The sequence below is a fragment of the Pseudomonas costantinii genome, from assembly GCF_001870435.1.
Taxonomy (GTDB): domain Bacteria; phylum Pseudomonadota; class Gammaproteobacteria; order Pseudomonadales; family Pseudomonadaceae; genus Aquipseudomonas; species Aquipseudomonas costantinii.
Map to the genome: position 1 here is coordinate 418,687 of NZ_MDDR01000037.1, position 21,003 is coordinate 439,689.

Annotated in this window: 21 protein-coding genes; 14 read left to right on the forward strand and 7 right to left on the reverse strand. The window is 60.5% G+C overall.

Annotated elements, in window-relative coordinates:
* The first annotated feature begins 137 nt into the window (after positions 1-137).
* The 6 genes from rnc (at position 138) to tadA (ending at position 5,285) form a co-directional block, all read left to right on the forward strand.
* Positions 138-827 (forward strand): ribonuclease III, encoded by a 690-nt coding sequence (gene rnc, locus BFL40_RS23330; protein ID WP_003188856.1) that lies wholly within the window; start codon positions 138-140, stop codon positions 825-827.
* A complete protein-coding gene (gene era / locus BFL40_RS23335; protein WP_016978271.1) occupies positions 820-1,722 on the forward strand; it encodes a GTPase Era in 903 nt (300 codons plus the stop codon). The genes rnc and era overlap by 8 nt, the downstream gene beginning before the upstream one ends.
* A 107-nt stretch (positions 1,723-1,829) precedes the next feature.
* Positions 1,830-2,516 (forward strand): DNA repair protein RecO, encoded by a 687-nt coding sequence (gene recO, locus BFL40_RS23340; protein WP_071486136.1) that lies wholly within the window; start codon positions 1,830-1,832, stop codon positions 2,514-2,516.
* 51 nt (positions 2,517-2,567) lie between these two features.
* Complete coding sequence (gene pdxJ / locus BFL40_RS23345; protein WP_071486137.1) at positions 2,568-3,311, forward strand: pyridoxine 5'-phosphate synthase; 744 nt, start codon at positions 2,568-2,570, stop codon at positions 3,309-3,311.
* Between the two features lie 103 nt (positions 3,312-3,414).
* Entirely contained in the window at positions 3,415-4,797 is a 1,383-nt protein-coding gene (locus tag BFL40_RS23350) for a multicopper oxidase family protein (protein WP_071486138.1), read from the forward strand.
* Complete coding sequence (tadA, locus tag BFL40_RS23355; protein ID WP_071486139.1) at positions 4,797-5,285, forward strand: tRNA adenosine(34) deaminase TadA; 489 nt, start codon at positions 4,797-4,799, stop codon at positions 5,283-5,285. Before BFL40_RS23350 ends, tadA begins: the two co-directional genes overlap by 1 nt.
* A 110-nt stretch (positions 5,286-5,395) precedes the next feature.
* Here tadA and cmoB read toward each other — a convergent pair whose 3' ends face one another.
* From cmoB to BFL40_RS23390, 7 genes are all read right to left on the reverse strand, one after another.
* Positions 5,396-6,352 carry a tRNA 5-methoxyuridine(34)/uridine 5-oxyacetic acid(34) synthase CmoB gene (gene cmoB / locus BFL40_RS23360; protein ID WP_071486140.1) on the reverse strand — a complete coding sequence of 319 codons (957 nt, stop codon included), beginning with the start codon at positions 6,350-6,352 and terminating at the stop codon, positions 5,396-5,398.
* Entirely contained in the window at positions 6,349-7,092 is a 744-nt protein-coding gene (cmoA, locus tag BFL40_RS23365; protein WP_071486141.1) for a carboxy-S-adenosyl-L-methionine synthase CmoA, read from the reverse strand. Before cmoA ends, cmoB begins: the two co-directional genes overlap by 4 nt.
* A gap of 147 nt (positions 7,093-7,239) precedes the next feature.
* Positions 7,240-7,656 (reverse strand): hypothetical protein, encoded by a 417-nt coding sequence (locus BFL40_RS23370; RefSeq protein ID WP_071486142.1) that lies wholly within the window; start codon positions 7,654-7,656, stop codon positions 7,240-7,242.
* Positions 7,657-7,813: 157 nt separating this feature from the next.
* Positions 7,814-8,464 (reverse strand): lysoplasmalogenase, encoded by a 651-nt coding sequence (locus tag BFL40_RS23375; protein ID WP_071486143.1) that lies wholly within the window; start codon positions 8,462-8,464, stop codon positions 7,814-7,816.
* Position 8,465: 1 nt separating this feature from the next.
* Positions 8,466-8,855: a protease inhibitor I42 family protein gene (locus tag BFL40_RS23380; RefSeq protein WP_071486144.1), complete on the reverse strand. Its 390-nt coding sequence runs from the start codon at positions 8,853-8,855 to the stop codon at positions 8,466-8,468.
* Between the two features lie 240 nt (positions 8,856-9,095).
* A complete protein-coding gene (lon, locus tag BFL40_RS23385) occupies positions 9,096-11,516 on the reverse strand; it encodes an endopeptidase La (RefSeq protein ID WP_071486145.1) in 2,421 nt (806 codons plus the stop codon).
* Between the two features lie 131 nt (positions 11,517-11,647).
* Positions 11,648-12,637, reverse strand: a complete 990-nt coding sequence (locus BFL40_RS23390; protein ID WP_071486146.1) for a GntR family transcriptional regulator — start codon at positions 12,635-12,637, stop codon at positions 11,648-11,650.
* A gap of 350 nt (positions 12,638-12,987) precedes the next feature.
* Here BFL40_RS23390 and BFL40_RS23395 point away from each other — a divergent pair, with 350 nt between their 5' ends.
* Genes BFL40_RS23395 through BFL40_RS23430 form a run of 8 tightly spaced genes read left to right on the forward strand, consistent with a single transcriptional unit; the run spans position 12,988 to position 20,617 of the window.
* Positions 12,988-14,319 carry an amidase gene (locus BFL40_RS23395; RefSeq protein ID WP_071486147.1) on the forward strand — a complete coding sequence of 444 codons (1,332 nt, stop codon included), beginning with the start codon at positions 12,988-12,990 and terminating at the stop codon, positions 14,317-14,319.
* Positions 14,320-14,330: 11 nt separating this feature from the next.
* On the forward strand, positions 14,331-15,209 hold the full coding sequence (locus BFL40_RS23400) for a polysaccharide deacetylase family protein (protein WP_071486148.1): 879 nt from the start codon (positions 14,331-14,333) through the stop codon (positions 15,207-15,209).
* Positions 15,210-15,253: 44 nt separating this feature from the next.
* On the forward strand, positions 15,254-16,594 hold the full coding sequence (locus BFL40_RS23405; protein ID WP_071486149.1) for an MFS transporter: 1,341 nt from the start codon (positions 15,254-15,256) through the stop codon (positions 16,592-16,594).
* 10 nt (positions 16,595-16,604) lie between these two features.
* Positions 16,605-17,366, forward strand: coding sequence for an SDR family NAD(P)-dependent oxidoreductase (locus BFL40_RS23410; RefSeq protein ID WP_071486150.1), 762 nt, complete (start codon positions 16,605-16,607; stop codon positions 17,364-17,366).
* A gap of 48 nt (positions 17,367-17,414) precedes the next feature.
* Positions 17,415-18,164: an SDR family NAD(P)-dependent oxidoreductase gene (locus tag BFL40_RS23415; protein ID WP_071486151.1), complete on the forward strand. Its 750-nt coding sequence runs from the start codon at positions 17,415-17,417 to the stop codon at positions 18,162-18,164.
* Between the two features lie 13 nt (positions 18,165-18,177).
* On the forward strand, positions 18,178-18,477 hold the full coding sequence (locus tag BFL40_RS23420; RefSeq protein ID WP_071486152.1) for a hypothetical protein: 300 nt from the start codon (positions 18,178-18,180) through the stop codon (positions 18,475-18,477).
* On the forward strand, positions 18,474-19,448 hold the full coding sequence (locus BFL40_RS23425; protein ID WP_071486153.1) for a CobW family GTP-binding protein: 975 nt from the start codon (positions 18,474-18,476) through the stop codon (positions 19,446-19,448). Before BFL40_RS23420 ends, BFL40_RS23425 begins: the two co-directional genes overlap by 4 nt.
* On the forward strand, positions 19,445-20,617 hold the full coding sequence (locus tag BFL40_RS23430; RefSeq protein ID WP_071486154.1) for an ABC transporter substrate-binding protein: 1,173 nt from the start codon (positions 19,445-19,447) through the stop codon (positions 20,615-20,617). Before BFL40_RS23425 ends, BFL40_RS23430 begins: the two co-directional genes overlap by 4 nt.
* Positions 20,618-21,003 lie beyond the last annotated feature (386 nt).

The following is a 21,003-nucleotide window of genomic DNA, read 5'->3' on the forward strand; positions in this document are numbered from 1 at the left end:
GAACACAGCGCCGAATGCTTTTCTGGGGCTGGGACAATTCGTTGTCCGGCCTCATGCAGCACCAACCAGGATTTGAATTTGAACACTGCGTCAATCGTCGATGGCCGCCGGTGCCACCAACTAGATATGGGTAAACCGTGACCGTTTCTTTAAGCCGTCTCGAGCGCCAGCTCGGCTACACCTTCAAGGACCAGGAATTGATGGTCCTTGCTCTCACACACCGCAGCTTTGCAGGGCGTAACAACGAACGCCTGGAATTCCTCGGTGATGCCATTCTCAACTTCGCAGCCGGTGAGGCGCTCTTCGAGCGTTTCCCTCAAGCGCGCGAAGGCCAGCTGTCGCGGCTGCGTGCGCGCCTTGTGAAAGGCGAGACCCTGGCCGTGCTGGCCCGTGGTTTTGGCCTGGGCGAGTACCTGCGGCTGGGTTCCGGTGAATTGAAGAGCGGCGGTTTCCGTCGCGAGTCGATTCTGGCTGATGCCCTGGAGGCATTGATCGGTGCGATCTACCTCGATGCAGGTATGGAGACGGCCAAGGAGCGCGTGGTCGCCTGGCTGGCTTCGGAAATCGAAAGCCTGACGCTGGTCGACACCAACAAAGATCCCAAGACCCGCCTGCAGGAGTACCTGCAGTCCCGTGGTTGCGAACTGCCACGCTACGAAGTGGTGGATATCCAGGGTGAGCCTCATTGCCGCGTGTTCTTCGTGGAATGTGAAATCACCTTACTGAATGAAAAAAGCCGAGGTCAGGGTGTGAGCCGTCGTATTGCCGAACAGGTAGCGGCCGCTGCAGCACTGATTGCCCTGGGCGTGGAGAATGGCCATGACTGATTCAACCGCAACACGCTGTGGCTATGTTGCCATCGTCGGCCGTCCGAACGTGGGCAAGTCCACGTTGCTGAACCACATCCTGGGCCAGAAGCTCGCGATCACCTCGCGCAAGCCGCAGACCACCCGTCACAACATGCTGGGCATCAAGACTGAAGGCAACGTGCAAGCGGTCTACGTTGATACCCCGGGCATGCACAAAGGCGGCGAGAAGGCCCTCAACCGCTACATGAACAAGACCGCTTCGGCGGCGTTGAAAGACGTCGACGTGGTGATCTTCGTGGTCGACCGTACCAAGTGGACCGATGAAGACCAGATGGTCCTCGAGCGCGTGCAGTACGTCACCGGCCCTTTGATCGTCGCCTTGAACAAGACCGACCGCATCGAAGACAAAGCTGAGCTGATGCCGCACCTGAGCTGGCTGCAGGAACAACTGCCGAACGCCCAGATCATCCCGATCTCGGCCCAGCACGGCCACAATCTCGATGCTCTGGAGCGCGTGATTGCCGAGCACCTGCCGGAGAACGAGCACTTCTTCCCGGAAGACCAGATCACCGACCGCAGCAGCCGTTTCCTTGCCGCCGAACTGGTCCGCGAGAAAATCATGCGCCAGATGGGCGCGGAGCTGCCGTACCAGATCACTGTCGAGATCGAAGAGTTCAAGCAGCAGGGCAAGACCCTGCATATCCATGCGCTGATCCTCGTCGAGCGTGACGGCCAGAAGAAAATCATCATTGGCGACAAAGGCGAGCGCATCAAGCGTATCGGCACCGAAGCGCGCAAGGACATGGAGTTGCTGTTTGATTCCAAGATCATGCTTAACCTGTGGGTGAAGGTTAAGGGTGGTTGGTCCGATGATGAGCGCGCGTTGCGTTCCTTGGGCTACGGCGACCTCTGAATCACCGCAGGGCTATAAATGTGGGCGCGGGCTTGTTGTGGTGAGCAGGCTCGCCACGACAAGTGTTCACTCAACACATTGATTGCTCTTTAGAGATTCCCCGTCTCATGTCCCAATCCCCTCCCAGCCAACTCGCCTACGTCCTGCACAGCCGCGCCTACCGCGAGACCAGCGCCCTGGTGGATTTCCTCACGCCTCAAGGTCGCCTGCGCGCAGTCTTGCGCAGTGCACGGGGCAAGGCGGGCACATTGGCGCGGCCGTTCGTGGCTCTGGACGTGGAGTTTCGTGGCAAGGGCGAGTTGAAAAACGTCGGCCGCCTCGAAAGCGTTGGTACCTCCGCCTGGCTGAATGGCGAGGCCCTGTTCAGCGGCCTCTACCTCAACGAGCTGCTGATTCGCCTGCTCCCCGCCGAGGACCCGCACCCCGCCGTTTTCGATCACTACGCGGCCACCTTGCTGGCGTTGGCCGAAGGCCGCCCCCTGGAGCCGCTGCTGCGTGCCTTCGAATGGCGTCTGCTCGACGACCTGGGCTACGGCTTTGAACTGAGCAACGACCTGCATGGCGAGCCCATCGCTGCCGACGGTATGTATCGCCTGCAAGTGGACGCTGGTCTTGAGCGCGTATACCTGCTGCAACCGGGCCTGTTCCAGGGTACCGAGCTGTTGGCCATGAGCGAAGCCGACTGGACGGCCCCAGGTGCCTTGTCCGCCGCCAAGCGCCTGATGCGCCAAGCGTTGGCCGTGCACTTGGGCGGACGGCCGCTGGTCAGTCGCGAGTTGTTTCGAAAGCCCTGACATCCCCGTGTATGCTGTGCACCGTTTCTTTCCCTTTTCAGGAGCGCTTCCGTGACCACCAGCAATCGCATTCTTCTTGGCGTCAACATCGACCACGTCGCTACCCTGCGCCAGGCCCGGGGCACCCGTTACCCTGATCCGGTCAAGGCCGCGCTGGACGCCGAAGAAGCGGGCGCCGACGGCATTACCGTGCACCTGCGCGAAGACCGCCGCCACATCCAGGAGCGCGACGTGCTGCTGCTCAAGGATGTGCTGCAAACCCGCATGAATTTCGAAATGGGCGTCACCGAAGAAATGATGGCGTTCGCCGAGCGCATCCGCCCGGCGCATATCTGCCTGGTGCCGGAAACCCGCCAGGAACTGACCACCGAAGGCGGCCTCGATGTGGCCGGCCAGGAAGCACGGATCAAAGCCGCCGTGGAGCGCCTGTCGAAGATCGGCAGCGAAGTGTCGCTGTTCATCGATGCCGACGAGCGCCAGATCGAAGCTTCGCGCCGTGTCGGCGCGCCCGCCATTGAACTGCACACCGGCCGTTATGCCGATGCCACCACGCCCACCGAAGTGGCTGACGAGTTGCAACGCATTGTCGACGGCGTCGCTTGCGGCCTGCGTGAAGGCTTGATCGTCAACGCCGGCCATGGCCTGCACTACCACAACGTTGAAGCCGTGGCCGCGATCAAAGGCATCAACGAACTGAACATCGGCCATGCGCTGGTGGCGCACGCACTGTTCGTCGGTTTCAAAGGCGCTGTAGCTGAAATGAAAGCCTTGATTCTGGCTGCTGCCAAGGTCTGACCTGCCGACTGCGGCAATGCGAAGCCTTACTGTTTAGCCGGTGCAGGTGTATCGTATCTGCCCTTTGCGGGTCCCTGGCCCGCGGCCGATACGTGAGGTTGTTGTGTCCCGATCTTTTTCCCGTCGACAAATCCTCGGTGGTCTCGCCGGTCTGGCCGTAGTGGGTACTGGTGCCGGTGGCGCCTATCGCTATTGGCTGGGGAAAGTCGCCGAGGCCGAGGCTGGGCACGATTACGAGCTGATCGCTGCGCCCCTCGACGTCGAATTGGTTCCGGGTCACAAGACTGAAGCCTGGGCGTTTGGCCCCTCAGCACCAGGCACTGAGTTGCGCGTGCGTCAGGGCGAATGGCTGCGGGTGCGCTTTATCAACCACCTGCCGGTCGCCACGACCATTCACTGGCACGGCATCCGCCTGCCGCTGGAAATGGACGGCGTGCCCTACGTCTCGCAATTGCCGGTCCTGCCCGGCGAATACTTCGACTACAAATTCCGCGTACCCGACGCCGGCAGCTACTGGTACCACCCCCACGTGAACAGCAGCGAAGAACTCGGCCGTGGCCTGGTCGGCCCGTTGATCATCGAAGAGCGCGAACCCACCGGTTTCAAACACGAACGCACCCTGAGCCTGAAAAGTTGGCACGTGGATGAAGAGGGCGCCTTTGTGGCCTTCAGCATTCCGCGTGAGGCGGCGCGTGGCGGGACGGCGGGGCGTTTGTCGACGATTAATGGTGTGTCGCAGGCGGTGATTGATTTGCCGGCCGGGCAGATCACCCGCGTGCGCCTGCTCAACCTCGACAACACCCTGACTTATCGCATCAACATCCCCGACGTCGAAGCGCAGATCTATGCACTGGACGGCAACCCCATCGAGCCGCGCCCACTGGGCAAGGAATACTGGCTGGGCCCGGGCATGCGCATCTGCCTGGCGATCAAGGCGCCGCCAGCGGGTGAAGAGCTTTCCATCCGCAACGGTCCGGTGCGGCTGGGCACCTTCCGCTCGGTGGCCAACACCGATGCTCCTGGCGAATGGCCACCGGCGCTGCCCGCTAACCCGATTGCCGAACCGGATCTGGCTAATGCCGAGAAACTCAACTTCAATTTCGAATGGGTCGGCTCGGTGTCGGTCAACGTCGATAATGGCAAGCCGCCGAGCCTGTGGCAAATCAACGGCAAGGCGTGGGATATCACCGACAAGACCTGCGCCGACCGCCCGATTGCCAAGCTTGAGAAGGGCAAGAGCTATATTTTTGAATTGAAGAACATGACCCAATATCAACACCCGATTCACCTGCACGGCATGAGTTTCAAGGTGATCGCGTCGAACCGTCACAAGGTCATTCCGTATTTCACCGACACCTACCTGCTGGGCAAGAACGAACGCGCCCGCGTGGCGTTGGTGGCGGATAACCCGGGAGTGTGGATGTTCCATTGCCATGTGATCGACCATATGGAAACCGGCCTGATGGCCGCCATCGAGGTGGCGTGATGCGCCAGATTCGACCGACGGCGATTATCGACCGCAGCCGCGACCAGGACTTCATGCGTGAAGCCCTGGCCCTCGCCGCCCAAGGCGCCGCATTGGGCGAAGTGCCCGTGGGCGCGGTGTTGGTGCAGGACGGTGAAATCATTGGCTGTGGTTTCAACTGCCCCATCAGCGGCAATGACCCCAGCGCTCATGCCGAAATGGTCGCCATCCGCGCGGCGGCGCAGGCGATCAGCAACTATCGCCTGGTCGGCAGCACGCTGTATGTGACGCTGGAGCCGTGCAGCATGTGCGCGGGTTTGATTGTGCATTCGCGTATTGCGCGAGTGGTGTATGGCGCACTGGAGCCGAAGGCCGGGATTGTGCAAAGCCAGGGGCAGTTTTTTACCCAGGGTTTTCTGAATCATCGGGTGTTGTTTGAAGGGGGCGTGCTGGCGGAGGAGTGTGGGGCGGTGTTGAGTGAGTTCTTCAAGGCCCGCAGAGCCCGCTAATGATCGTTCCCACGCTCTGCGTGGGAATGCCTCTTGTGACGCTCCGCGTCATGCTTTGGGACGCAGAGCGTCCCGGGCTGCGTTCCCACGCAGAGCGTGGGAACGATCTTTTACTTACGGGCGATGATGACGGCGCGCATCGGCGCCGGCAGCCCTTCAATGGTCTTGCTGTGATCTTCCGGATCCAGGAAATCACTCAGCGACTGAAACTTCATCCACTGCGTCCCGCGCTGTTCCTCGACCGTGGTCACGCTCACATCCACGCAGCGCACATCACTGAACCCGGCGCGGCGCAGCCACAGCATCAACGCCGGTACCGACGGCAGGAACCACACGTTGCGCATCTGCGCGTAACGGTCTTCCGGCACCAGCACTTGCTGCTGATCGCCATCAACCACCAACGTTTCCAGTACCAGCTCGCCGCCTTTGACCAGGCAATCTTTGAGTGCCAGCAAATGCTCGATCGGCGAGCGACGGTGGTAAAACACGCCCATGGAAAATACGGTGTCGAAGCCTTCCATGTTCGGCGGCAAATCTTCAAACGGGAAGGGCAAGTGCCAGGCCTTCGGCGCCGACAGGTAACGCTGCACCGCCTGGAACTGGCAGAAAAACAGCCAGTTCGGGTCCACGCCAATCACACTGTCAGCCCCGGCGCCGAGCATGCGCCACATGTAGTAACCGTTGCCGCAACCCACATCGAGAATGCGCTTGCCCTTCAGGTCCAGGTGCGGTGCAACCCGTGACCACTTCCAGTCCGAACGCCATTCGGTGTCCACGTGCACGCCGAACAGGTCGAATGGCCCCTTGCGCCACGGGCTCAAGCCCATCAGCGCGGTGTGCATTTGTGCGCGGGTGTCGTCGTCGCAATCGGTGTCCAGCGTCAGGCCATTCAGCAAATCGACTTCGCTGGGCATGATATTCGGCAGCGCATCCAGCGCACTCTGCCAGCGCTCCAGGTCGCCATGACCCTTCTCCATCTTGCTATCGAGTTGCGCTTGCAGGCCTTGGGCCCACACGGCCAAAGGAGTGCCCACCAAATGGCGGGCGAGGGGGGATAGATCAATCATGGCAAGGCAATCAACGAGGCAAAGTTAAGACACTGGAACCACGGCACGACTTTCGAGAACCCGGCCGCCAGCAGGCGTTCACGGTGTTCTTCGAGGCTGTCGGGCTTCATGACGTTTTCGATGGCGCTGCGCTTCTGGGCGATTTCCAGTTCGCTGTAGCCGTTGGCGCGTTTGAACGCGATATGCAGATCGGTGAGCAAGGCGTGTTCTTCAGGATCATTGAAGCGCAGCTTTTCCGAGAGGATCAACGCACCGCCCGGCAGCAGCGATTGGCGGATGCGCCCGAGCAACGCCAGGCGTTCGTCGGGAGCAATAAATTGCAGGGTGAAGTTCAGCGCCACCACCGAGGCCGGCTGGAACTGCAGCGCGAGGATATCGCCCTCGATCACTTCAACCGGCAGCAACTCCTGGAACATCGAGTCCTGACCATTGAGGTATTCGCGGCAACGCTCGACCATGGCCGCCGAGTTATCCACAGCGATAACGCGGCAACCGTCGGTGCGCACATGGCGACGTAGCGCCTGGGTCACCGCGCCGAGGGACGACCCCAAGTCGTAGAGCACGCTGTTGGGTTGAACAAACTGCGCCGCGAGTACGCCAAGGTTCTCAACGATGGTCGGGTAACCCGGTACCGAGCGTTTGATCATGTCCGGGAAGACCCGCACCACGTCCTCGTTAAAGGCGAAGTCCGGCACCTGGGGCAGGGGCTGGGCGAATAGGCGATCGGGTTCTTTGCTCACGGTTGTTCCGGCGACGAAGGGGGAAAGGCCGGTATTTTAGCCAATGTGGTGAGGGGATGCGCGGTTTGTCTGATAAACCGCGCTCGGTGGGTGAGAAGGTAAATTTGCGTTTTTCGCAGCCATACAGCTGAAGTCAGGCATTGTGTGTTAAGGGAATGTCAGCGCACCAGAGAGGGCGAACTGCGCCGAAATATCGATAAAGATTTTGGGGCCGAAAGTGGCGACACCCGTATATTGAAGTTCCCCGCTGTACATTTTTGTTTGGTGGTTAACGTCAATACGTACGAAGGCTTTCATGATGTCGTAGAGAACAGGGAACTCTGAGATCGTTACATTCACACCTTTGAAAATCGAGTGAGTTCCCCAGACGTAAGTTCCGCTTTGGACGTCGCTTGCCAGGTCAATGCGTAACGCCATGATCAGTGAGCTTTGATCGCTGTCCGTCGCGCTAAGCGACAGCGTGCCGTTTGCATAGGTGGCGCTGACATTGGTTGGAGACAGGATAGAGATTTGGTTGGATTGGGCCTCAAACGTGCCTGTTGTGTGGCGTGGGTAGTTTGCCATGGTGGTTTGCGTCCTTGATGCGGCGAATCTTGTATTCCCCGTCGTAGACGACTTTAAGAGGTTGAGAATGCTTTATGAACTGTTAGAAATGACAGTTTTATATATTGGTTTGTCATAAGATTTTATTAAAATTTGCATATCTACAGCGCGTTCGACCTTACGTCGATGAATGAGATCGAGGCGACTGTGAAAACGCCGAAGCCGTAATCCCCCACTGGCCCAGCCAATAAGTGGCGATCAACAAATACGGCGCTGCTTCAAACGACACCACAAACCGGTTGATCCCAATCAGCGTGTCGGAAAACACAAACGACGCGGCGCCTGCCGCCGCCAATAACGCCGAGCGCTTCGGCACGTCGCTGCCCAGCCGTGCCAGCGCGCGCCAGAGCATTGCGCTAATCACCAACGCGTAAACCACCACCGGAATCAGCAAGTCGCCAAGGCCGTGGGAAATCAGGATGCTCAGCAGGATCGCCCCGACACCCAGCGCCAATACCAACGGCAACAGCGCCAAGCGGCGGCAATCGCTGAAATAGGCTTTCAGGTATGCCAGGTGGGCAAATAAAAACGCACCAAGCCCAAAGATAAACAGATCGCCCGGCCAAGCGAGCAACACGTCGCCCACCAAGGAGAAAATCAGCCCCAGGCTGATCCAGCGTCGATAGTCGGTCGGCGGCGCATCATGCAGCCAGCCCAACAACGCGAGTACCGGCAACGGTTTGACCAGCAGGCATAACAACGTCGCATGGGTGGTCAGGCCGTAGATAAAGGTACCGGCGCCCATCAACGCAAGAATCAACCATGGCATATCAGTTCACCGTAATGGCGCAGTCGAAGGTTTCGGCAGGTTCGGCTTCCGGCTCCCAAGGTTGCTGGGAGGTCAGGCGCAAACGGCCCTGGCCGGTGGCGAAGGCCTGGAAGCGCCAAGTGGATTGGCCGCCGCCGCCGATCACGCCAGTCTCTGTGCTGCTGTAGACCTCAGGGCTTAACGCGCGCAGCACGCCGCCGGCGGAATCCTGGATGGCCCAACGGTAGCCGGTAGTAGGGTTGCTCGGTAGGGTGATGATCAGGTTTTGCCCATTTTTAAGCTGGAGTGGGCAGGCGCTCTGTTTTTCCACGGTGACGTTTTGCTTGGGGGCACTGGCGCACGCGGCCAGCAGGGCAAGGCTCAAGGGGAGAAGCAGGCGGGCAGCGGTCATGGGGGCTCCGTTGATTTACGACGAAGGGCGAGCATAACCGAAGATGAGACAAGGTGTGACAAGAGGGCAACAGAGTGCCCCTTGTGGCGAGCGGGCTTGCCCCGCGTTGGGTTGCGAAGCGACCCCAATACAAACCCCCATTCTGTCTGAAAGAGCGCGGTGCTTTTAACAGGGGCCGCTTCGCAGCCCAACGCGGGGCAAGCCCGCTCGCCACAGAGGCCCACTCAGGCTAGAGACCTATCAGAAAAGCACCTTCGCCACATCCGCAAAGCGCTTGGCAAAATGCACGGTCATGCCTTCCTTCAGGTACTCCGGCAATTCTTCAAAGCTCCCCCGGTTAGGCTCCGGCAAGATCAACTCATGAATCTTCTGACGCCGCGCTGCAATCACCTTTTCACGCACGCCGCCAATCGGCAGTACATGCCCGGTCAACGTCAGCTCACCCGTCATGGCCACGCCTTTTTTCGGCGGCTGGTTACGCGCCAGCGACAGCAGCGCACTGGCCATGGTCACCCCGGCACTTGGGCCGTCTTTCGGTGTGGCACCTTCCGGCACGTGCAGGTGGACGAAGGCTTCGTCGAAGAACTTCGGATCACCGCCAAATGACTTCAAGTTCGAGCTGATGTAGCTGTAGGCGATCTCGGCGGATTCCTTCATCACGTCACCCAACTGCCCGGTGAGCTTGAAGCCGCGATTGAGCGTGTGAATACGTGTGGCCTCGATCGGCAGCGTCGCGCCGCCCATGCTGGTCCAGGCCAGGCCTGTGATCACACCGGTGCCGGACAGTACTTGCTCATTACGGAATACGGGCATGCCCAAGGAGGCTTCCAGGTCCTTATTACCGATCTTGATCACCGAGTCCGGCTCATCCAGCAGCTTGACCACCGCCTTGCGCACCAGTTTGCCCAGCTGTTTCTCCAACTGACGTACACCGGCTTCCCGCGCATAACCGTCGATCAATGCGCGCAGCGCGCCGTCACTGATGGTCAGGGTATTTTTCGATACGCCCGCTTTTTCCAACTGTTTCGGCCACAGGTGACGCTTGGCGATCGCCACTTTTTCTTCGGTGATATAGCCCGACAGGCGAATCACTTCCATGCGGTCCAGCAATGGGCCCGGGATTGAATCCAGGGTGTTCGCCGTACACACGAACAGCACTTTGGACAGGTCAAGGCGCAGGTCCAGGTAGTGGTCGAGGAATTCGACGTTCTGCTCCGGGTCGAGGGTTTCCAGCAACGCCGAAGCCGGGTCGCCCTGGAAGCTCTGGCCCATCTTGTCGATCTCGTCGAGCATGATCACCGGGTTCATCACTTCCACATCTTTGAGCGCCTGCACCAATTTGCCGGGCAGGGCGCCGATGTAAGTGCGGCGATGCCCCTTGATTTCGGCCTCGTCGCGCATGCCGCCGACGCTGAAGCGGTAGAACGGCCGCCCGAGGGACTCGGCGATGGATTTACCGACGCTGGTCTTGCCCACACCCGGCGGGCCCACCAGCAAAACGATGGAACCGGCGACTTCGCCTTTATAGGCGCCCACCGCGAGGAACTCGAGAATGCGACTCTTGATGTCGTCCAGGCCCGCATGGTGTTTATCCAGCACCTTGCGCGCGTGTTTGAGGTCGAGTTTGTCCTCGCCATACACGCCCCACGGCACTGCGGTCGCCCAGTCCAGATAGTTGCGCGTGACCGCGTATTCCGGCGAGCCCGTTTCCAGGATCGACAGCTTGTTCATTTCTTCGCTGATGCGCTTTTGCGCCTGGGCCGGCAGCACTTTACCCACCAAGCGCTGTTCGAACTGCTCGACATCCGCACTGCGGTCGTCTTTGGTCAAGCCCAACTCTTGCTGGATGACCTTGAGTTGTTCCTTGAGGAAGAACTCACGCTGGTGCTCACCGATCTTGCGGTTCACCTCGGCGGAGATTTCCTTTTGCAGGCGCGCGACTTCAACTTCCTTGCGCAGCATCGGCAACACTTTTTCCATGCGTTTGAGCATGGGCACGCAGTCCAGCACTTCCTGCAACTCATTACCGGTGGCGGAGGTCAACGCGGCGGCGAAGTCGGTCAGTGGCGATGGGTCGTTGGGGCTGAAGCGGTTGAGGTAGTTTTTCAACTCTTCGCTGTACAGCGGGTTGAGCGGCAGCAGTTCCTTGATCGCATTGATCAGCGCCATGCCGTAGGCCTTGACCTCGTCGGTCGGCTCGGTGGGCTGGTGTGGGTATTCGACTTCCACCAGGTACGGTGGGCGGTGGTGCTTGAGCCAGGTTTTGATCCGCACGCGGGTCAGGCCCTGGGCGACGAATTGCAACTTGCCGTTCTCGCGGCTGGCGTGGTGCACCTTCACCAGGGTGCCGTACAGCGGCAGGCTGGAGGTGTCGAAGTGGCGCGGATCTTCCGGCGGCGTCTCCATGAAAAACAGGGCAAGGGAGTGGTGGTCGGATTTACTCACCAGCTCCAGGGTCTCGGCCCACGGCTCTTCATTGACGATCACCGGCAACACTTGCGCCGGGAAGAACGGCCGATTGTGGATCGGGATGATGTAGACCTTGTCCGGCAGATTCTGCCCAGGCAGCGCCAGGCCGGTATTGGACGACGTGGATTCAGCGTTTTCGGGGTCGGCGTAGTCGTTGAGGTCTAGATCAGGGAATTCTTGCTGGTCGCTCATGGGGCACCTGCATAAGGAAGTATGCAAGTTAGATGGGGCGGGGTAACGGTGGTTTCAATGGCAGGGACGAGATAGCAACATATTGCATAGATTTGCCATGACACAAATCCCACATGTTTAGCCGCGTGTGGTCAGCTGATTTTGTGCAGGTAGCTCGGCAAGGGCTGTTCCGGCAGTACTGACAGTACTTTCAGCCGTTGCAACATCCGCTGCCGTGCCCGCTGCAAATGCTCACGCAAGTTCAGCGCCGCGGCATCAAAGGCGCCATGCAGCAGCAACTCCAGGATCAAGCGATGTTCGGCGAGCATGGCTGGATCAGCCCCGATTCCCAGCAAACGGTAGAAAATCCGGCTGATGATCATCGGGCTTTGGCCTTGCCGAATCAGCGCAGCGATCTTGCGGTTTTGCAGGCCCGCCAGGCAGCGCTGGTGTAAATCTTCTTCGATTTGTTCAATGGCTTCCAGGCTGCAGTGGGGGCTTTCCTGGGCGTCCAGCACGCGCTGCAACATGGCTTCGAGCAGTTCGCGGTCCAGGTTCGGCGCGCTTTGGCGCAGGGCTTCGGGTTCCAGGCAGGCGCGCAGTTCGTAGTCTTCGGTAACCTCGCGTGCGGTCAGCGGCCCGGCCAGCCATTGCGAGTAGGGTTCCTTTTCTACCAGGCCACGGTCGCGCAGGCGCATCAGTGCTTCACGCACCACCGCACGGCTGACGCCGTAATGCTCGGCGGCGGCTTGCTCATCCAGGCGGTAGTGGCCAAAGGCGATGCAGGTGGACAGTGCCGCGCCGATTTCTTCGACGATCCGCTCGCCCAACGGTCGCGTGTCCACCAGCTCATCCTCGCCATTGAGGCCCAGGTGCGCATGGCTCAAGGGCAGGCGCAGCGGCTCCATCGCCAGACCTTCGGGGTTGATCAGGTAGCCTCGGCCGTTGAAGCGGCAGATCAGGCCTTCGTCATGCAGCAGGTCCAACGCCTTACGTACCGGTACGCGGCTGGTGCCGAACAATTCGGCCAGCGGCGCTTCGAGCAAGACCAGCCCGTGGCGGGCGGTGCCGTTGACGATCGCGTCACGCAACAGCTTGTGAATCATCGCGTAACGGGAGGCCGAGGCGGACACTGCTTTCATCGCATTCTCTGAAGTAAAGAGGTCTGGGGCATGTAGGAAGGTGGCCGGGGATTCTCTCATAAGTTGCGCCTGTCACTCTGCGCCACGTCGCTGGCACTTTTTTGGGGCCTGAGGATAGGGATGTTACTTTTTTGCACCAAAATGTACTTATTAATAAAAAATACATTATTTCATTGAGGGCTTGCTGAAGCGGCCTCGCAAGATTTTTTGCTTCCTACAAAACTATCTATCTCGTAGCTCTTGGCGATAAACCGTGATCGCGCAAAGAATCGTATGCAGAGACTGGCACGAAAGCTGCCTTTGTGAAATGTACATTTTATTAATATGTACGTTTAATGAGGGTCATCTTGATGTCAGACGCCACTTCAATGGCCGAGGCGTTCGCCAGCGGTCGTAGTGACCCGGTGCAAGCTCTCGAACAGGCGCTCGATTCAGCGAGTCGGTCGGCAGGCATCTTTATCTCTCTGATCGCCGAGCGCGCCCGCCGCGAAGCCGAAGCCTCTGCGGCCCGTTGGCGCGCTGGTCAGCCGTTGAGTGTGTTCGACGGCGTGCCCTTGGCCTGGAAAGATTTGTTCGACGTGGCCGGCAGCATCACCACCGCCGGCGCCGAGTATCGCCGCAATGCGCCTGCCGCCTTGCTCGATGCGCCGAGTGTTGGCCTGTTGTGCCGCGCCGGGATGGTCAGCGTCGGCAAGACCAACCTCAGCGAACTGGCCTATTCCGGCCTGGGCCTGAACCCGCATTTCGGTACACCGCATAACCCACACGGCAATGCTCAGCCGCGTATTCCCGGCGGCTCGTCCTCAGGTTCCGCGGTGGCCGTCGCCGCCGGTATCGTGCCCATCGCGATGGGCACTGACACCGCCGGTTCGATCCGCATTCCGGCTGCCTTCAACGGGTTGGTGGGTTACCGCAGCAGCAGCCGACGCTATAGTCGCGACGGCGTGTTCCCGCTGTCACGCACCCTCGACAGCCTCGGCCCGCTGACTCGCAGTGTGCGCGATGCATTGGCCATCGACGACTTGCTCCATGGCCGCGCCCAAACCCACAGCGCCCGCAGCCCCAAGGGTCAGCGTTTTGTGCTGGAGCAAGGTGTGTTGGCCGATGTTGAACCGGCCGTACGCAACAATCTGCTGCGAGCAGTGGAGCAATTGAAGGCCCAGGGCGCACTGATCGAAGAGCGTGGCAGCCCAACCTTTCAAGCCACTCTAGACCTGATCAAGCACCACGGCTGGCTCGGCTCCTTCGAAGCCTTCGCCTTGCACGAAGCCCTGCTCGACAGCGCCGATGCGCAAAAACTCGACCCTCGTGTACGCCGTCGCCTCGAAGCCGCACGCGCACTGCCCGCCAACCAACTTATCCACCTGGTCGACGCGCGCCGCCGTCTGCAACAACAACTGCTTGATGATCTCGACGGCGCCTTGCTGATCACTCCAACCGTCGCCCATGTAGCGCCAGCGTTGGCACCGCTGGAAGCTGACGACGACCTCTTCGTCAAAACCAACCTCGCCACCCTGCGCCTGACCATGCCCGGCAGCTTGCTCGACATGCCCGGCGTGACCTTGCCCAGCGGCCGCGATGCCCAGGGTTTGCCCACCGGGCTGCTGCTCAGCGCCCCGACGGGCGAAGACGCACGCCTGCTACGCGCGGCGTTGTCCGTCGAATCCGTACTCACTCTTTAAGGAGACACACCATGGCTAAAGACATCCTTTGTGCATTTGGCGTCGACGTTGACGCCGTGGCCGGCTGGCTCGGTTCCTACGGCGGCGAAGACTCGCCCGACGACATTTCTCGCGGCCTGTTCGCGGGTGAAATTGGCGCGCCGCGCTTGCTCAAATTGTTCGAACGCTACGGCCTGCGCACCACCTGGTTTATCCCAGGCCACTCGATGGAAACCTTCCCCGAGCAGATGAAAGCCGTGGCGGATGCCGGCCACGAAATCGGCGTGCACGGCTACAGCCACGAAAACCCGATTGCGATGACCGCCGAGCAGGAAGAGATCGTGCTCGATAAATCCATCGAGTTGATCACCCAAGTCACTGGCAAACGCCCCACCGGCTACGTCGCTCCGTGGTGGGAGTTCAGTAAAGTCACCAACGAGCTGCTGCTGAAAAAAGGCATCAAGTACGACCACAGCCTGATGCACAACGACTTCCACCCGTACTACGTGCGAGTGGGCGACAGCTGGACCAAGATCGATTACAGCCAGCACCCCGACACTTGGATGAAACCCCTGGTGCGCGGCGAAGAAACCGACTTGGTGGAGATCCCGGCCAACTGGTACCTCGACGACCTGCCGCCGATGATGTTCATCAAGAAAGCCCCCAACAGCCACGGTTTCGTCAACCCGCGCCATCTGGAAGAAATGTGGCGTGACCAGTTCGACTGGGTCTACCGCGAACACGAGCACGCAGTGTTCACCATGACCATCCACCCCGACGTCTCCGGCCGCCCGCAAGTGCTGCTGATGCTCGAGCGTTTGATCGAACACATCCAGAGCCATGCCGGCGTGCGCTTCGTCACCTTCGATGAAATTGCCGACGACTTTATCCGCCGGCAGCCGCGTAGCTAACCCCTGCAAAAGCACCCTTTGCCCACACCCTTGAGGCGCGACTCATGTCCATCTACAACAAGCTTGACCTGACTGGCTGGAAACCCCGGCAACTGACGTCCCAGGAAGTGCGCTTCGCCACCTGGATCGCGTTTTTTGCCTGGGTGTTTGCGGTGTATGACTTCATCCTGTTCGGCACTTTGTTGCCGGAGATCGGCCGGCACTTTGGCTGGGGTGAAGTGGAGCAAGCTGAAATTGCGACGTGGGTGGCGGTGGGCACGGCAGTGGTCGCCTTTGCCATTGGCCCCGTCGTCGATAAGTTGGGTCGGCGCAAAGGTATTATTTTCACCGTGGCCGGTTCCGCGCTGTGTTCGGCACTCACCGCGATTGGCGGGGCGTGGGGCAAGTCGCCGCTGATTTTGATTCGTTCGTTGGGTGGTCTGGGGTATGCCGAGGAAACCGTCAACGCTACGTATTTGAGCGAGCTGTATGGCGCCTCGCAAGACCCGAAACTGACCAAGCGTCGCGGGTTTATCTACAGCCTGGTACAGGGCGGCTGGCCGGTCGGTGCGCTGATTGCTGCCGGGTTGACCGCGCTGTTGCTGCCGATCATTGGTTGGCAGGGGTGTTTCATCTTCGCAGCGATCCCGGCCGTCGTGATTGCAATCATGGCGCGCAAGCTCAAGGAGAGCCCGCAGTTCCAGATTCACCAGCGCATCAGCGCGTTGCGTAAAAGCGGCGCGGTGACCGAGGCGCAGAACGTCGCCGTCACCTACGGTGTGGACTACGACGAACACAGCAAGGCCGGTCTTAAAGCTGCCTTCCGTGGCCCGGCCCGCCGCGCCACTCTGGTGATCGGCGCCGCACTGTTGCTCAACTGGGCAGCGATCCAGGTGTTCAGCGTACTCGGCACCTCAGTGATCGTCAGCGTGCACCACATCTCGTTCGAGAACTCGCTGATCATCCTCGTGCTGTCGAACCTGGTGGGTTACTGCGGCTACCTGACTCACGGCTGGATGGGCGACAAGATCGGCCGTCGCAACGTGATCGGCCTGGGTTGGATGCTCGGCGGCCTGGCGTTCGCCGGGATGCTGTTTGGCCCAAGCAATATGCCGATGGTGGTCGGCCTGTACAGCCTGGGCCTGTTCTTCCTGATTGGGCCATATTCGGCGGCGTTGTTTTTCATCAGTGAGAGTTTCCCTACCAGCATCCGCGCCACCGGCGGCGCGATCATCCATGCCATGGGCCCGATTGGTGCGGTAGTCGCAGGCTTTGGCGCGACCCAAGTGTTGTCCGCCGGCAGTGACTGGCAAACCGCCGCCCTGTGGTTCGGTGCGCTGCCGTGCTTCTTGTCCGGCGCCCTGATGTTTGCCGCACGCCATGTGCGTCCGGAAACCGTTCAGTAAGGAGTGTTTGATGAGCCGTAAAGTTGCCTTGATTACCGGTGCCGCCAGCGGCATCGGCCAAGCCCTCGCCGTGGCCTATACGCGTGCTGGCGTAGCGGTGGTGGGTGGGTATTACCCGGCCGATCCTCATGACCCGCACACCACTGTTTCCCTGGTGGAAGAGGCCGGTGGCGAATGCCTGATGCTGCCCTTGGATGTGGGCGATACCGCCTCGGTAGAGGCCTTGGCTGAGCAAGCCGTGCAGCATTTTGGGCGCCTGGATTACGCGGTGGCCAACGCCGGTCTGCTGCGCCGCGCGCCGCTGCTGGAGATGACCGATACGCTGTGGAACGAGATGCTCAATGTCGACCTGACGGGGGTGATGCGCACCTTTCGCGCGGCGGCTCGGCATATGAGCGAAGGCGGCGCGCTGGTGGCGATTTCGTCGATTGCCGGCGGTGTGTATGGCTGGCAGGAGCATAGCCATTACGCGGCGGCCAAGGCGGGGGTGCCGGGGTTGTGTCGGTCGTTGGCGGTGGAACTGGCGCCGTTGGGGATTCGTTGTAATGCGGTGATTCCGGGGTTGATCGAGACGCCGCAGTCGTTGGATGCGAAAAACTCTCTTGGTCCTGAAGGCTTGGCCAAGGCGGCGCGCGCGATTCCGTTGGGCCGGGTAGGGCGGGCGGATGAGGTGGCTTCATTGGTGCAGTTCTTGACCAGTGAGGCGTCGAGTTATCTGACCGGGCAAAGCATCGTGATCGATGGGGGCCTGACCGTTCGCTGGCCGGATTAACGGCGCGGTCAAAATGTGGGAACTGTGTTTGTATCAGGAGTTATTTGTATGCCTCAACTGACTAACCGCCGCGCCGTGATCACCGGCGCCGGCAGCGGCATCGGTGCCGCCATCGCCCGTGCTTATGCCATCGAAGGCGCACGCTTGCTGCTGGCCGACCGCAACGCCGTCAGCCTTGCCGAAACCGCGATCACCTGTCGCAACCTCGGCGCCGAGGTCTTCGAATGCGTGGCTGACGTCGGCACCGTCGAAGGTGCCCAAGCCGGTGTCGACCGCTGCGTCGAGCACTTCGGTGGCATCGACATTCTGGTCAACAACGCAGGCATGCTCACCCAGGCGCGCTGCGTCGATCTGTCCATCGAGATGTGGAACGACATGCTGCGCGTCGATCTCACCAGCGTGTTCGTCGCCAGCCAGCGTGCCTTGCCGCATATGCTCGCGCAGCGCTGGGGGCGAATTATCAATGTTGCCTCGCAATTGGGTATCAAGGGCGGCGCCGAACTGACGCACTACGCCGCGGCCAAGGCCGGGGTGATTGGCTTTACCAAGTCCCTGGCATTGGAGGTGGCCAAGGACAATGTGCTGGTCAACGCCATCGCACCGGGCCCTATCGAAACGCCGCTGGTGGGCGGCATCAGCGACACCTGGAAACGTGCCAAGGCTGCCGAGCTACCCCTGGGCCGCTTTGGCCTGGCGAACGAAGTCGCGCCCACCGCTGTGCTGTTAGCCAGTGAGCCAGGCGGCAATCTGTTCGTGGGCCAGACCCTGGGCCCGAACTCCGGCGATGTCATGCCATGAGTGAGGTGTAGCCATGTGCGGACTCTGCGGATTGCTCGGCGAAGACCTGCACTGGAGCGACCCGTTGGGCGATGAGTTGCCCAGACGCCGCGAACGCTTGCGCAGGATCGCCGCGATCAACCAAGTGCTGGCGGTGTTTCGGCTCAAGGTCGAAGACTTTCAGGGCGCCTCCTATTTGTTGTTGGGCGCTACCGGCAAGCAGGCATTGGCCAGTGGTCTGGATCAACTGTGGCAAGCGGCTGAAAGCATGCTCGGCCGCCCGTTGGACCCGCTTGATCCGCGTCTGTTGGATCACTTGGAGTCATCCGTATGAGCATCGCCCTCAACGTTATTACCGGCTTTCTTGGCAGTGGCAAAACCACCTTGCTCAAGCGCCTGCTGCAAGGCGAAAGCCTCGGTGACACCGCATTGCTGATCAACGAGTTTGGCGATGTCGGTATCGACCATCTGCTGGTGGAAGAGGTCGCGCCGGACACGGTGCTGCTGCCCAGTGGCTGTGTCTGTTGCTCGATTCGGGGTGAATTGAAAGACGCGCTGCTTGGCCTGTTGCAACGCCGTGAGCGTGGCGAAATTCCGGCCTTCAAACGGGTGGTCCTGGAGACCACCGGTTTGGCCGACCCGGCGCCAATCCTTGCCACTTTGAACAACGATGTGCAACTGCGCGGGCGCTTCCATATAGGCCTGGTGATCACCTTGGTCGATGCCAGCCACGCCGCCCTGCAAGAGCGCTTGCACCCGGAATGGCTGGCCCAGGTCGCCGCGGCTGATCGGCTGCTGCTGAGCAAGACCGACCTGGTCGACGACTGCGATGCACTGCGCACGCGCCTGCAGGCGCTCAATGCGGGTACGCCAATCCTCAATACCCATGAGATTCACAGCGGCGATCAACTGCTGCTTGGCGAAGGCCTGCGCGGCGCCGAACCTGCCGTGGAAGTCAGCCGTTGGCAACTGCATCAAACCACCACGGCCACCCACGGCGCGGCGCAGGTGTGCTGCCTGACCTTCGAACAGCCGCTGGACTGGGTCGGTTTCGGGGTGTGGTTGTCGATGCTGCTAAGATGCCACGGCGAACGAATCCTTCGCGTCAAAGGACTGCTCAACGTGAACGCAAGCTTGGCCCCCATCGTCATTCATGGCGTGCAGCACTGCCTGCATGCCCCGGTCCACCTGCCAGCATGGCCAGGCACCGACCGGCAATCACGCCTGGTGTTTATCCTGCGCGGCCTCGACCCCGCGTTGTTGCGCCGGTCCTTTGAAGTGTTCTCCCGGCGGTTTGCAGCATGATCACATTACGCGTCCTGGGTACTTCCGTGACCTTGCTGGAATGCTTGCGTGTGAGGGCCGAGCAGGAGCTGGGCATTCGCCTGGTGTATCACGTGCACGATGTTGAACAGGCCCAGCGCATTGCGGTGATGCAGCCCGACAGCTACGACCTGTACGACCAGTGGTTCCACAACGTTGATTTCGTGTGGCCGGCGCGGGCGATCCAGCCTATCGACACGCGGCGCATTGCGCTGTGGCACGAGATCAACGACTTGCCCAAGCGTGGCCGTTTGTCGGCCAATGACCGGCTGGGCAGCGGTAGCGTGCCCAGTGAGCGTTTGTTCGTGCAGCACGATGGCAGCCTCGGCAGCACCGTGACCGAACGCATCAGCATGCTGCCGCTGACCCATAACGCCGACAGCTTCGCCTACCGCCCCGAGCGTTTGCCCGAAGGTTTTACCCACGGCAATGAAAGTTGGGGGTGGTTGCTTGACCCTGCATGGCGGGCGCGCACCGCCCTGCAAAGTGATGCCGCGATTGGCGCCCTGGATGCCGCGTTGGCGGTGCAGGGCGCGGGGCTGGCGCGTTTCAAGGACATCGGCAATATGAGCATCGAAGAGATCGATGTGCTGGCTGACATTCTGGTGCGCAAGCAGAAGGAAGGGCACTTTGCGGCGTTCTGGTCGGACGATGAAGAGGCTGCGCAGTTGATGCTCAGCCCGAGTATCGACATCCAGAGCCTGTGGTCGCCGACCTTGATGCGCCTGCACCGTGCGGGTGTGAAATATCGGCTTGCGGTGCCGCGTGAGGGGTATCGCGCTTGGTTTGGTGGGTTGTCGTTGTCGCGGCATGCCCAAGGGCCTGTTTTGGATGCGGCCTATGCTTATCTGAATTGGTGGTTGTCGGGGTGGCCGGGGGCGGTCATGGCGCGCCAGGGGTATTACATCGGCAACCCCGCACGCACTCGTGATCATTTAAGCAGTGCCGAGTGGGATTACTGGTATGCCGGGAAGCCTGCTCGGGAGGAGTTGTTGGGGAGTGATGGGTTGCCGTTGATTGATATCGGTGAGATGCGGGATGGGGGGTCGTATGAGCAGCGGATGGGGCACGTCGCGGTTTGGAATTCGGTGATGGATGAGCACAATTATTTGGTGCGGCGGTGGGGGGATTTTATGCGGGCTCGCTCTTGATTGAGTGCATATCCGTTATTTCGGTAACGGCCGCCTAGGGTTTCGCCCTTACGGCGACTCACTTTGGAAAAGCCCCAAAGTAAGCAAAGGGCTCTTGCCCCACCACTCGGCACCTCGCTGTGGCTCGGTGTGCCCGCACACAGGCTTGAATCCGTGGGCCGCCGCGATGGGCCATCCTTGGCCCAGCGCGGCTAACCCGGCGTCCTGCCGGGTTACCCACGGATTCAAGCCTGCGTGCGGCCAGCGTGGTTAATGGGGCGCCTGAGATCAAAATCAAAAGCAGAGCACGGCGGCCTGAAAGCCGACCTGAGTGGTGTGGAGCAAAAGCCAGATCAGAAGCAGGGCAGATTGCAGTCATCCCTGATGTATGGAGATTAAAAATGTGG